Below are 12,282 nucleotides of genomic sequence, written 5' to 3'. Positions count from 1 at the left end.
AAGACCGCAAGCGTAGTCCAGTTTGACCACTGCCTCCCTTGTAGCGATGTTGCTCGATGTCCCTGATTGATGCCTCTCAAAGCCGTGGCGTCAGCAGAATCCGCGCATATCCGCCAACGAACAGGGCAAACGCCAGCGCCCCCAGCACCGCCGAGAGCCCCAACCCCAAGCTGCTGAACGGCACCAGCAGGACCCGGCACACCGCCGCCAGGAACAACAAGGCAAAAGCCCCGGCCATGGCCCGGGTCACCTGCAGCGGCCGACCGCTGTGGCCAAGGCTGACCCGGGCGATCATCCCCAGCACCAACCCGCCCAGGCCGCCCACCGCCAGAGCATGGGTCACCAGGCTCTGTTGCAGCGGCCAGCCCAGGTGCCACAGGGCCATGCCCAGGGTGGCCAGGGCCAGCCACAGGTACGCCAGGTACAGCGACCAGAGCAACGGCAGACGCCACACGCCCGGCCGGTGCCAGCGCCACAGGCGCCACAGATGCAAGGCCGCCAGCAGGACGAACAACGGGGCCAGCCAGAGCTGCGGCCCGTCACCGCCGCCCAGGGCCATGGACAGGGCCGCCAGTAGGCTACCGACCAGTAACAGTCGGGTCGGCCAGGGCGACCCGGCCGGTGTCGGCGGCAGATTGAGCCCGCGCTGGATAAAGAACGGGATGACCCGGCCACCGATCACCGTCATCAGGGTCGCCACCAGCCACAACGCCCCCAGTTCGCCGCGCCGCTGCCATAGCTCCTGGTGACCCAGCAGCCCCCACAAGGCCAGCCCCTGAAACACCGTCAGCAGCCCCAGGATCAGCACGATGGGGTAGTTGTCACGCTTGCCGGCGCGCCACAGTTCGTGCCCCACCACCCCGGCCAGCGCCGGCATGAACGCCACTTGCAGCACCAGGAACAGTGGCGCCGGTACCGGCAGCCACCAAGCCAGCCGCGCCAGCAGCCAAACCAGCCACAGCAGGATCAACGGCGTGCGACTGAGGCCCGGACGCCCGGTCCAGTTGGCCACCGCCGTCAGCAGGAACCCGGCAATGATGGCCACGGAAAAACCGAACAGCATCTCGTGGCGGTGCCAGGCCAGCATCCCGCCCACCGGCTGGCGCCCGCTCCAGCCACCGTGCAGCCACAGGCCCCAACCCATCAGGGCGATACAAGCGAAGGCGGCCCCCGTCAGGAAAAACGGCCGGAAGCCCAGGCTCCACAACGGCTGTGCGGCCCATTGCCGCCAACGTTCAGGCAAGGACACAGGCAGCCCTCCCCGGGTTCAGGACAGACAGTGGCCAATTGCAGTAGCGGATCATCGTGGGGCTCCTCGGCCAATCAGTGGCGATATAACCCATCCCCATCACGATTCATGCCAGCGCCAGACCTGCCGCAAACTGGGGACCTGGGTCTTGAACAGTCTTTTTGACAACGATCGAAAAAGGTCATTAAGACACCAACCAAGTCAATATGACCGCCAATTCCCAGCTGCGTTTTGCCCGCCGCCAGCGTAGATTGGCATCCCCAGCCCCTCTGCCGCACAAGGATGTCTTCGTTGCCCTCCACCTCTCGCGTTTCGCCCGAGAAAAGCCTGTCGCGCCTGTTGCTGGAGTTGCTCTGGCAGTTGTGCGCCCTGCTGGTACCGATTTTCTTCGTCACCTTGCTGCCCCCGCCCCAGGCCCTGGCCGTGGTGCTCGGTTGTGCCGCGTGCATGGCCCTGGCGGCGCGCCTGGGTTGGCTCAGAACCGCTCGCGCCATGGCCCGACTGATGATCAGTGCGGCGTTTGGCCTGGGTTTCAGCCTGGGCCGGGCCCTGCCGGCGTACTGGGACATCGCGGCAGCCTTCGCCAGCATCTTTGCCGGGCTGGCAGCGGTCAGCCATCTGGAACGCCGCCTGGGCCTGGTGCAGCCTCCTGCCACTGCCGTCAGCGCCTGGGGTGGCGGCGAACCGCAGCAAACCCCGGAAGGCCTGCCGATCCGGGTGTTCAACCACGGCGAGATCGCCATGGGCGGCCCCACCTATTGCGATTATCTGTTCCCGGACGGTGTGCTGTTGCAAGGGCTGGGTTCCTCGGCACGGTTCTCCAGTGACGGGCGCTATTTCGCCGCCCCGCTGCCTTCGCGCCAACAGTGGGGCCTGGCGATCCTCGACCGCTCGTTGCGCCGGCTGTACCGCTGCGACCACGGCGAGTTCTGGGAGCTGGACGCCTTCGCCGAGGACACCCTGAGCGGACGCCACAGCCCCTTGGTGGACAATGGCCCGCGCCACGCCAGCCTGGCTGCACTGCTCCAGGACGCCGAATCCGTCGAACTGGTGGCCATCGCCGATCTCTGGCTGGAACCCGGCGACTGGATGGCGGCCCTGTCCCGGCAATGCTTCGAGGAATCCTCCCCGGACGCGCGCCACCGACTCCAGGCGCAACTGGCCCTGCCCGCCAGTGTCAGAGACCTGCCCCAGCCCCTGGAACCCCTGCAGGCCGCGCCCTATCGACTGAGCCTCGACGGCCAGCCCAGCGGCCTGTTGATTCGCGCCGATGCTGCGCGCTGCTGGAGCGCCGACGGCCGGTCCCTGGCCTGCGTGGCCCGCCAAGAGGATCAGGCGGACGCAGAAGGTTGCTGGCTGTGGCAAGCAGGCCAGGGTTGGCGACTCTTGCCCGCGCCCTGGGTCGCCAGCCCGACGGAGCCGTCCTTCTCTACCGGCCCGTTACTGAGCCTGGACTCACAGCACCTGCGCCATGGCGCCTACCTGGACTGCGCCGAACCGGACCGGGGCCGCTTCGGCTATCGCCTGCACAGCATCCACAGCGACACCGAGACCGGCAGCGGCCACGACCCCCAAGGCCGCCTGCAAGTGGCCGAACTGCCCCTGGCCCGCACCCAGGTGCTGCAACCTCTGGACAGTGCCGGCCTGCGCGGTGACAGCCAGATCGAGTCGGCGCCGATGCTGGGCGGCCAGCGGGCGCTGCTGAGCTGGCTGGCTGACGACGATCAGGGCCTGGGCGCCTACGCCTGCCGGATCGGCGACTGGCAGTTGCCCGGGCGCTGGCTGCTGGATCACCGGGTATCCGATTGCCAGCGCTACCTGGCCTTGCTGCCGTTTGCCGAGGCCCCACAGGTCAGTGGCCGAGCGGTGGTGGCCGACCTGCAGCAGCAACGCCTGCTGCACAGCCCGGCCTTGCTGGCGGCGCGCCTGCTGGATTTTCGCGATGGCCAACTGAGCCTCGCGGTCATCGTCGGACGCCTCGACCAGGGGCTGTCCGGCAGCCCCCTGCAACGCTTCAATCAGAGCGCGCCCGCGCCGGACCACGCTGCGGCGTTTTGTACCGACCGGGACGATTCCCAGCTCTGTTATCAACGCCAGCGCTTTGCGGTCACCGAGCAGCAACTGCTGCCGATCGCCGACTGGCGCTTGGTGGATCGCCCCCAGGCCGCCATCGCCGAGGGCGACTTTATCCAGCCGGCACCCGGAGGCCGGGATGCCGCCTGGCTGTTCGGCAGTGAAACCGAATACGCCGACAGCTGGTTGCGGGAAACCAGCCCGCGACTCGGTGCTCACCTGCTCACCGCCAGCGGCTGCGCCCTGGCGAACCTCGCGCCGTCGATGATCTGGTCCCCCGATGCCCGCTACCTGGCCTTGACCCGGCTGCAGCTCGACGTCGAGGACAGCTACCGCGCCTGGCAGCTGTTGTTGCTGGATGTCGAGGAACGCAGCCTGCGGATCGCGCCCCAGTGGCTGCGTCATCGACCGCTGTTCCAGCACTTCGATGGGCAGGACCTGGAGTTGCGCCTGTTCGAACGGGACTGGGAAGCGGCGGACGACCCCGATCCGGGTCGAGGCCTGAGCCTGGGATTGGCCGAGTTGCTGCGCCTGCCCGCCGCCCCCCTGCAAGAACACCAGGGCCTCTGGCTGTGCGCTGCCGACCAGGCCCAGGCGAGCGCCTGGCAGGCGTTGCCGCGCCCGCATCACCCGGCCTTCAGCAAGTCGCCCCCTTGAAGCTGCGGCTCAGTCCTCGCTGGCCGCCAGGGCACTGCGCGCCCGCTGGCTGACAAAGCCGGGAATCTGCTCCCCGGGCAAGGACTTGCTGAAGTACCAGCCCTGGATGATCAACTCCGAACTGGACTGCAAAAAGTCCAGTTGCTCCCGGGTCTCCACCCCTTCCACCACCACCTTGAGCTTGAGGGTTTCGCAAAAGCGCAGCAGACCGTTGAGCACCTGGGCGCCCTTGGGCTCGCGCTGGGCCAGGACAAAGCTGCGGTCGATCTTGATCCCGTCCACCGGAAACTGATGCAGGTAGCTCAAGGCCGAGAAACCGGTACCGAAGTCGTCGATATAGACACGTGCGCCCAATGCATGCAGCTTGCCGATCCATTGCTGGGTCAGCAGCGCATCCCCCACCAGGGCGTCTTCGGTGATCTCCACCGAAACCTGGCCATGGGCCCGGGCCAGAATCTCCAGCAGGCGCTGGCCATGCTCCGCCGAGGCCAGGGTGGCACTGGAGATATTGATGGTGATGGGCAACTCGAACCCGATCTTGCTCCAGGCCAGGTGTTGGCGCACCGCCTGGGACGCCACCCAGAAATCCACCTCGGGCATCAGCCCCGCCTGCCCCAACCATTGCAGCAGTTCCCAGGGCGACTGCACCTGGCCGTCGCGGTCCCGGGCACGGATCAGGGCCTCGCAGCCGATGCACAGGCCACTGCCCTTGGCCACCTGGGGCTGGTACTCCAGATGGAAGTCGTACTCGCTCAACTGCTGGATACGCGCCAGTTGCAAGGACTGCTGGGCCGCCTGCTTGTAGGCCGCCACCACCGGGTCCAGCTCGAACAGCCGGCCCCGCTCCTCAAGGCCGCGGAAGGTGGTGTCGAAGGTCTTCAGGTACACCTGCTCGTTGCCTTCGCCCTGGCGCTGGATGCTGCGCACATAAGGCATGTAGATCAGCGTACCGACCCCCAGCAGCACCAGTTGCAGAAGCACCGCAGCCCAATCGCCCTGGGTACTCAGGTAGGCATTGAGCAGCACCGGTGAGGTAAAGGGCACGCTGACCAGGGCCGGGGTCACCCAGCCCAGTTGCACCACCAGCAGCGCCAGGCAGGCATTGACCATGGGCACCAGCATGAACGGCACCAGCAGGCGCGGGTTGAGGATGATCGGCAGGCCGAACAGCAGCAGTTCGTTGACGTTGAACAGCGACAGCGCCAGGCTCGCCAGCGCCAGCAGGCGCATGGAACGGTTCCTGGAAAAACCGAGGATCGCCAGCACCAGGGCCAGGGAGCCACCGGAACCGCCGATAAAGGCGAAGCAGCCCAGCAAGCCCGTGTTGAGGGCATAGCGCAGGGGTTGCCCGGCGGCGTGATCGGCTGCATTCAGGGCCACCGCCTGATCCATTACCTCCATCAACGGCTGCATGGCGTAGGTGCCGTGAATGCCGAAGAACCACAGCAGGGAGTTGGTCGAGGTCAGGAGGATCGCGTTGAGGTAGGGATGGTCCAGGCTGTCGATGTCGATCGGGCCCTGCACGTAGGCAAAGTCGTGGACCTGCAACAGCGACTGCAGCACCGCCACCAGCACCAAAGAAGTCAGCACCCCCGGCAGCACCATATTGATGGTGCCCTTGAGGTTGTGCCCCACCAGCCCCTCGTCCACCAGCCGGGTCCAGCGTCGGCGATGCAGCCAGGCCATGGTCGGCACATTGACCAGAGGCGAGGCAATGGCGATGAACAGCACGAATGTCGCCGACGCCAGCGGATAGTCCCGCAGCAGGTAGATGGCGATCACCACATGGGACAGGCAGAGAAAGGCCACCGGCAGTTGGGGCAAGCGGTACTGGATCGCCAGCATGTAGCCGATGGACGCCGCCACCAGCAAGGGAATGATCGAACTGATGTGGTTGTGCAGCCCGGCCAGCAGGTCCACCAGGGCACTGGGAGCACCCAGGGCCTGGGCGCATTGAGCCAATATCAGGAAGACCGCCGAAACCAGCAGACAGGGCAACAGCCAGAGCAGGCCTTCTCGTATCGAACGCAAGGACTCGGCGCCCGCCAGGAGCGCCAGGCGGTGGGTGAAAAACAGCTTGAACCCCGGTTGCCGCATCAGCCTCTCCCCTCTGCCACTGCATGCCCGCCACCCCGCAGACGGCCCCTGTCACAACCTGGCAAGCGGGTTGCGGCGCCCAGCCATGACAATGGGATGCAGGCGAAGATACCACTGAAGAAACCCCTGTCAGCAAGCATTGAATACAGGGGTCCTGAGTGCTTTATCGCCTCCACGGCGCCAGACTTGATGCCTTTTTCCAGGGTTCGGGCCCCAGCGGCAAGCACACAAGGGCGAATCGATATCATTTGCAGGGCATTCGGGCTTTTGCTTTAATCGCGATCAATTCCCATTTACAACCCAGCCTGCCACCGGACCACACCCTTGCCCTCGACGCCGCCCGCCAGCCCCGCTTTGGTCCATCACCTGTATGACGCCCATCACCGCTGGCTCTACGAGTTGCTGCGGCGACGCCTGAACCATGCCTGGGACGCCGCCGACCTGGCCCACGAGATCTTCGTCCGTGTGCTCAAGCGCCCGCCCCAACTCGATGGCGAGGTCCAGCAACGTTCCTACCTGGCCACCATTGCCCGAGGTCTGTGCATCGATCACTGGCGCCGCCGGCAACTGGAACAGGCCTGGCTCCAGGCCCTGGCGGCGCGGCCCCAGGCGCTGCAACCATCCCCGGAGCAACGGGCAATCATCGTCGAGACCCTGCACGAAGTGGACGCCATGCTCGGCCGCCTGCCCCAGCGGGTGCGCGAGGCCTTTATCCTGGCGCAACTGCACGACCGCCCCTACAGAGAGATTGCCGTTGAGCTGGGCGTCTCCGAGCGCATGGTGAAGAAGTACCTGGCCCAGGCCCTGGTGCATTGCGCACTGCTGGAGGCCGAACTCGACGGCCTGCTGGTGGAGTAGAACGGCATGAGCGAACACACCGGCAACCGGTTGAGCCACGCCAGCCTGCAACAGGCCGCCCATTGGTACGTGCAACTGCAGGACGAAGCCGTCAGCGACGAGCAGCGTCGTCATTGGCAGGCCTGGTTCGAGCAAACCGCGGAACACCGCCAGGCCTGGGGCTATGTGCAGCGGGTCAGCCAGCGCCTGCTGCCGTTGCAGGACGCCGCAGCCCAGCAAGCCGCTGGCCAGGCCTTGCGTGGTGGCCGGCGCCCGGCGCTGGCGCGACGCCAGGTGCTCGGCGGCCTGTTGTTGATCGGCCTGGGCTGGGGCACCTGGCGTGGCACGCCGCTGCCCCAGGCACTGGGCCGCTGGCGAGCAGACTACGCCACCGGCACCGGGGAAGTTCGCGATGCCCGCCTCAGCGATGGCACTCACCTCTGGCTCAATGCCCTGAGTGCGCTGGATGTGCGCTACAGCGCTCTGGAGCGCCTGTTGCTGCTGCACCAGGGAGAAGTCCTCATCGATACGGCCAAGGACCCGCAGCGGCCCTTCATGGTGGACACCGAGCACGGACGGCTGCAGGCCCTGGGCACTCGCTTCAGCGTGCGCCGGGACGCGCAACGCACCCTGCTCAATGTCTACGCCGGGGCAGTGCAAGTACGCAACGCCGAAGGGGGCCAGGTGCAGGTGGTCAACGCCGGCCAGCAACTGGCTTTCGACGCCCATGCATTGGGCCCGCTGCTGGGCGCCAGCGCGGCCCGCGAGGCCTGGAGCCGCGGTCTGCTGCTGGCCGACAACCTGCCGCTGGAGCACCTGCTCGATGAGTTGGGACGCTATCGCCCGGGGCACCTGGGTTGTGACCCGGCCATTGGCCGCTTGCCGGTGATGGGGGCCTTTCCCCTGCACGACTCGGACCAGGCCCTGGCGCTGCTGGAGGCCGCCCTGCCGGTGCGCGTCAAACGTCTTGCCTCCTGGTGGGTGACCCTTGAACCGCGCGCCTGAACCCTCGGGGAAAAAAATTTCAGATCCCGGTTCCCTTTTGTCTTTCTGGTTCGGTTAACCCGGCAACAGCTCTCACATTGCCGATCCACAAGGGAACCTCATGCCAACACCCAGCCGTCCCCGCCTGCGCCTGCCCCTGCGTCCCCTGACCCTGTGCAGCGCCCTTCTGTGCCTGCCCACACCCTGGGCCCAGGCCGCCGAAAATCCCGCCAGCCACCAGGCGGACAGCCAGCGCCAGACCTACAACATCGGCCCCGGCCCGCTGGTGACCGTGCTCAATCGCTTCGCCGAACAGAGCGCGGTCTTTGTCGCCGGCCACAATGACCTCGCCGCCGGCAAGCAGAGTCCCGGTCTGCGGGGCCGCTACAGCATCGAGCAAGCCCTGCAACAGCTGCTGCAAGGCAGCGGCCTGCAAGCCCAGGCAGTCAGCGGCGGCTATGTGCTGCAAGCTCTCCCGGCCCACAGCGGCCCGCTGCAACTGGGCACCACCCAGGTCTCGGCCCAGGGCCTGGGCGCCGTCACCGAGGACAGCCACAGCTACACCACCGGCGCCAGCGCCTCGGCCACCGGCCTCAACCTGTCACTGCGGGAAACCCCGCAATCGGTAACCGTGATCACCCGCCAGCAGATGGACGACCAGGGCACCAGCAGCATTGCCGATACCCTGCGCCGGGCCCCCGGGGTCAGCGTGCAGAACTACGACAGCGAGCGTTGGGAGTTCTCCAGCCGCGGCATGCCCATCACCAACTTCCAGTACGACGGCGTCAACGCCACCTACGACGGGGTCTACGACTACGGCACCACCAGCACCGACATGGCGACCTTCGACCGGGTGGAGATCATCAAGGGCGCCACCGGCCTGATGACCGGCTCCGGCGACCCTTCGGCCACCGTCAACCTGATCCGCAAACGCCCGACGAAAGAGTTCAAGGCCTCGGTCACCGGCACCGTCGGCTCCTGGGACAATTACCGCAGCGAAGGCGATATCTCAGGGCCCCTGACCGAAAGCGGCAACCTGCGCGGGCGCTTTGTCGGGGTCTATCAGGATCGCAGCTCGTACCTGGACCACTACCAGAACACCAAGGACATCGCCTACGGCATTCTCGAAGCCGACCTGACCCCGGACACCCTGCTGACCTTCGGCCTCGACCAGCAGAACACCCGTTCCCGGGGCGCCACCTGGACCGGCTTCCCGATGTACTTCAGCGACGGCTCGCGCACCCGCTTCTCGCGCTCGTTCAACCCGGCCACCGACTGGAGCCGCCGCGACTTCAACAATCAGACCCTGTTCACCTCCCTGGAACAGCAACTGGCCCATGACTGGACCCTGAAGGTCAGCTACGACCGCCTGCGCCGCCAGCACGACACCCTGTTGGGCTCTGCCAGCGGCGGCAATCCGAACCCGACCACCGGCGACGGCATGTTCATGTACATGGGCAAGTTCAAGGGCGAGCAGATTCAGGACAACCTGGACATCAACCTGCATGGGCCCTTCAGCCTGTTCGGCCGCGAGCACGAGCTGATCGCCGGCTTCATGCTGATGAACGCCAAGCAGGACATCCCGGTCCACGGCTCGGTGTACCCGCCGGTGGGCGGCAGCATTTACCAGTGGCGCGGCGAGTTCGCCAAGCCGGACATCCCGAAGATCGGCGACAACGACATCCTCCAGCGCCAGACCGGCGCCTACCTGGCCACCCGACTCAAGCCTACCGACGACCTGGCGGTGATCCTCGGTACTCGGGTCAGCGACTTCAAGGGCATCGACAACACCCACTACATCGATCCAACCAGGGCCGACGTACGCCTGCGCTATCAGCAGACAGGTGTGGTCACCCCCTATGCCGGGCTGATCTATGACCTGAATGACACCTACTCGGTCTACACCAGCTACACCAACATCTACCAGCCGCAGATGAGCAAGGACGTCAACGGCAAGTTGCTCGACCCGGTGGAAGGCGACAGCTACGAGGCGGGGATCAAGGCCGAGTACCTGGACGGCCGGGTCAATGCCAGCTTCGCGGTGTTTCGCATCGAGCAGGACAACGTCGCGCAACTGGTCAGCGGCTGGGGCACCGAGGGCATCTACAAGCCGATCGAAGGCTCCACCACCAAAGGCTTCGAGGTCGAGGTGGCCGGCGAGCTGCGTGAGGGCTGGAACCTGTCCGCCGGCTACAGCTACAACCACACCCGGGACGCCAACAACGACTATGTCTACGGCTCGGTCCTGCAAACCACCGCGCCACAACAGGTGGCCCGACTGTTCACCACGTATCGCCTGTCCGGAGCCTGGGAACGCCTGACACTGGGGGGCGGGGTCAACTGGCAGAGCGACTTCTTCGGCAAGGTGTTCCAGCCCGATCCCAACGATCCGGTCAATGGCGGACACGATTCACGCATCACCCAGGACAGCTACTACCTGGTGGATGCCATGGCCCGCTACCAGTTCAACTCGCACCTGAGCTCGACCCTGAATGTGAAGAACCTGTTCGACAAGCAGTACTACACGGGCCTGGGCAACTTCGGCACCGGTTTCTACGGTGAACCCCGCAGCCTGCAACTGACCACCCGCTGGGACTTCTGAGGCCGCGCCCGACAGCCGATCTGCGGTGCACCGCCCCTGTGCCGGGTTGACTACGCTTGTTCCAGCGTGATCAACCCGCAGAGGACCGACACCATGCCGCGCATTCAAACCCTCACCCCCTGCCTGTGGTTCAACCACCAGGCGCAGATGATCTGCGCCCCCGACCCAAGCCGCTCGCAACGGATGATGCAGGCCCTGCCGGGGATAAAAAACTGGATATCGACCCACTGCAACGGGCCTTTGACGGCAAGAGCTAATACACTCAGCGCCAGCTCCCGCTGATGGAACCTTCAGGATGAAACCTGCCCTGCCCCCCGACCAGGCGCCGCAGTTCTGGCGCGATCCGGCCTTGCCGTTCATCGAGGCCCGCACCATCGCCGATGGCCGCAAGGTCTGCTACAGCCGCCACGCCCATGAACAGTTTTCCATCGGCAGTATCACCGCCGGCCAGAGCACCTACCTCAGCGAGCAATCCCGCTGGCGGGTCAGCGCCGGCACCGTGGTGCTGATGAACCCCGGGGTGGTGCATGCCTGCAATCCCATCGACGACCTGCCCTGGTCCTACCGCATGCTGTACGTCGATACGCCCTGGCTCACCGCCCTGCAGCACGACCTGGGCTTCAGCCCGGAGCTGGACTTTCGTCCGTTCAGCGCAACCCACAGCCAGGACCCCCAGCTGTTTGCCGAGTTTGAACAGCTGTACCTGACCCTGGTGGACCCCGACGCCGAGCCCCTGCACAAGCACAGCTGTGCAGTGATCTTCTTCAGCGACCTGCAGCAACGCCTGAACCCCGCCGAGCGGCCGCCACGGGTCAGCAATGCAAAGCTGCTGCAAGCGGCGCAGTACATCCGTCAGCACTGCACCCAAGCCCTGGGACTGGAGGATATCTGCCGGGTCGCCGAGCTTTCCCCGTCCTACCTGATCCGCGCCTTCAAGCAGCAATTCGGCATGCCGCCCCACGCCTTTCTGGTCAACCAGCGGGTGCAGTTCGCCCAGGCCCGCCTGCGCAGCGGCGCACCCATCGCCGAAGTGGCGCTGGAGGCCGGTTTTGCCGATCAGGCGCATTTCCAGCGGGCCTTCAAACAGCATCTGGCGGCCACTCCAGGTCAATACCGCGGCCAACGCTAGACCCACAGATAGACCGCACTGGCGGCCAGCAGCGCGGCCATGCTGCGGTTGAACAGACGCATTTGCGCCGGGTTGCTCAGGTAATGCCGCAAGCAACTGCCGGCATAGGCCCAGCAGGCAATCGACAGGTAGCAGATCAGCAAATACAACCCGGCGAACAACCACACCAGGCCCAGGTCCCCGTCGGCGGCGAAGGCGCCCATGCCCGCCACGCAGGCCAGCCAGGCCTTGGGGTTGAGCCACTGCATCAGCGCGCCGTACCAGGCCGACGGCGCCCGGGCTGCAGCGTCGGTATCCAGGCGACCATCGTCCCGGGCCAGCTTCCAGGCCATGTACAACAGGAAGGCCACACCGAATAGGCGAATGCCCTGGGTCAACAGCGGCCACTGGCGCAACAGTTCATGCAACCCCAGGCCGATCAGCACCAGCAACAGGACAAAACCCAGGGTGGCCCCGGCCACGTGGCGCAAACTGGCCCTGAAGCCAAACCGCGCGCCACTGCCCAGGGCCACGATATTCACCGGCCCCGGGGTGATAGACGCGGCCAGGGCAAAGGCCGCCATGGAAAACACTACGCTCATTGCTTGCCTCTCTTGTCTTGGTCGGAACAACCGCGGGACAAGTTAGGCCAAGGCACACCGCCGGTATTGAAGA

Annotated in this window: 9 protein-coding genes; 6 read left to right on the top strand and 3 right to left on the bottom strand. The window is 65.9% G+C overall.

Annotation, left to right across the window (positions count from 1 at the left end):
* Positions 1-76 precede the first annotated feature (76 nt).
* Positions 77-1,249 (bottom strand): NnrS family protein, encoded by a 1,173-nt coding sequence (locus tag P7C00_RS14850; protein WP_404939689.1) that lies wholly within the window; start codon positions 1,247-1,249, stop codon positions 77-79.
* Positions 1,250-1,540: 291 nt separating this feature from the next.
* On the opposite strand from P7C00_RS14850, the gene P7C00_RS14845 reads away from it, so the two are divergent.
* Entirely contained in the window at positions 1,541-3,979 is a 2,439-nt protein-coding gene (locus tag P7C00_RS14845) for a hypothetical protein (RefSeq protein ID WP_404939687.1), read from the top strand.
* Between the two features lie 9 nt (positions 3,980-3,988).
* Here the strand turns inward: P7C00_RS14845 and P7C00_RS14840 are convergent, their stop codons facing one another.
* Complete coding sequence (locus tag P7C00_RS14840; protein ID WP_404939685.1) at positions 3,989-6,076, bottom strand: EAL domain-containing protein; 2,088 nt, start codon at positions 6,074-6,076, stop codon at positions 3,989-3,991.
* A gap of 324 nt (positions 6,077-6,400) precedes the next feature.
* Between P7C00_RS14840 and P7C00_RS14835 the strand changes: the two genes are divergently transcribed.
* From P7C00_RS14835 to P7C00_RS14815, 5 genes are all read left to right on the top strand, one after another.
* A complete protein-coding gene (locus P7C00_RS14835) occupies positions 6,401-6,934 on the top strand; it encodes a sigma-70 family RNA polymerase sigma factor (RefSeq protein ID WP_346632759.1) in 534 nt (177 codons plus the stop codon).
* A gap of 6 nt (positions 6,935-6,940) precedes the next feature.
* Positions 6,941-7,918, top strand: a complete 978-nt coding sequence (locus P7C00_RS14830) for a FecR domain-containing protein (RefSeq protein ID WP_404939683.1) — start codon at positions 6,941-6,943, stop codon at positions 7,916-7,918.
* Positions 7,919-8,018: 100 nt separating this feature from the next.
* Positions 8,019-10,499 (top strand): TonB-dependent siderophore receptor, encoded by a 2,481-nt coding sequence (locus P7C00_RS14825; protein WP_404939681.1) that lies wholly within the window; start codon positions 8,019-8,021, stop codon positions 10,497-10,499.
* 93 nt (positions 10,500-10,592) lie between these two features.
* Positions 10,593-10,781, top strand: coding sequence for a hypothetical protein (locus tag P7C00_RS14820; protein ID WP_404939679.1), 189 nt, complete (start codon positions 10,593-10,595; stop codon positions 10,779-10,781).
* Between the two features lie 13 nt (positions 10,782-10,794).
* Positions 10,795-11,628, top strand: coding sequence for an AraC family transcriptional regulator (locus tag P7C00_RS14815; protein WP_346632755.1), 834 nt, complete (start codon positions 10,795-10,797; stop codon positions 11,626-11,628).
* On the opposite strand, the gene P7C00_RS14810 is transcribed toward P7C00_RS14815, so the two are convergent.
* Positions 11,625-12,209, bottom strand: a complete 585-nt coding sequence (locus P7C00_RS14810; protein WP_346632754.1) for a LysE family translocator — start codon at positions 12,207-12,209, stop codon at positions 11,625-11,627. The two genes, P7C00_RS14815 and P7C00_RS14810, sit on opposite strands and share 4 nt — an antisense overlap.
* Positions 12,210-12,282 lie beyond the last annotated feature (73 nt).

The organism is Pseudomonas sp. JDS08PS003 (assembly GCF_045013505.1).
Lineage (GTDB): Bacteria > Pseudomonadota > Gammaproteobacteria > Pseudomonadales > Pseudomonadaceae > Aquipseudomonas > Aquipseudomonas protegens_B.
Note: the sequence above shows the minus strand (reverse complement) of the source record. Positions and strands in the feature narration are given on the sequence as shown.